The sequence below is a fragment of the Neobacillus sp. PVCKKU3 genome, assembly GCF_058323225.1.
This window is the reverse complement of the sequence record NZ_JBLVQN010000109.1, coordinates 1-529: the sequence shown is the minus strand read 5'-3', so window position 1 is coordinate 529 and position 529 is coordinate 1. Positions and strand designations below refer to the sequence as shown.

Sequence of the window (529 nt, the reverse complement as noted above, 5' to 3'; positions counted from 1 at the left end):
ATAAGTGGTGACCCCTACGGGATTCGAACCCGTGTTACCGCCGTGAAAGGGCGGTGTCTTAACCGCTTGACCAAGGGGCCATATTATATTATAAAAATCAGGTAAGCTTCCAAGCGGGCTCGAACCGCTGACCTCTTCCTTACCATGGAAGTGCTCTACCTACTGAGCTATGGAAGCACAGCTATCTTTGTTGGTAAAAATAAAATGGCTCCGCAGGTAGGACTCGAACCTACGACCGATCGGTTAACAGCCGATAGCTCTACCACTGAGCTACTGCGGAATAATGAAATGCCTGGCAGCGTCCTACTCTCACAGGGACTTGCGTCCCAACTACCATCGGCGCTGAGAAGCTTAACTTCCGTGTTCGGGATGGGAACGGGTGTGACCTTCTCGCCATTGCCGCCAGACTATATATTCGACACATTATTATTATAGTGTCTTTTTAAGATTTTTCAAGAGGAAATTTAAAATTTTTCATTCCCTCAAAACTAGATAATGCAGAAGAAGTAAATAAGAGTGAGTTCGCCTA

The 529-nt window shown here is 46.1% G+C and carries 3 tRNA genes and 1 rRNA gene; all 4 read right to left on the bottom strand.

What is annotated here, in order from left to right:
- Positions 1–5: 5 nt before the first annotated feature.
- Positions 6–80 (bottom strand) — tRNA-Glu (locus ACNQGS_RS29100).
- A 24-nt stretch (positions 81–104) separates the two neighbouring features.
- Positions 105–177 (bottom strand) — tRNA-Thr (locus ACNQGS_RS29095).
- 28 nt (positions 178–205) lie between these two features.
- Positions 206–280: transfer RNA gene (locus ACNQGS_RS29090), tRNA-Asn, on the bottom strand.
- A gap of 10 nt (positions 281–290) precedes the next feature.
- Positions 291–407, bottom strand: a 5S ribosomal RNA gene (gene rrf, locus ACNQGS_RS29085).
- Between the last annotated feature and the right edge of the window lie 122 nt (positions 408–529).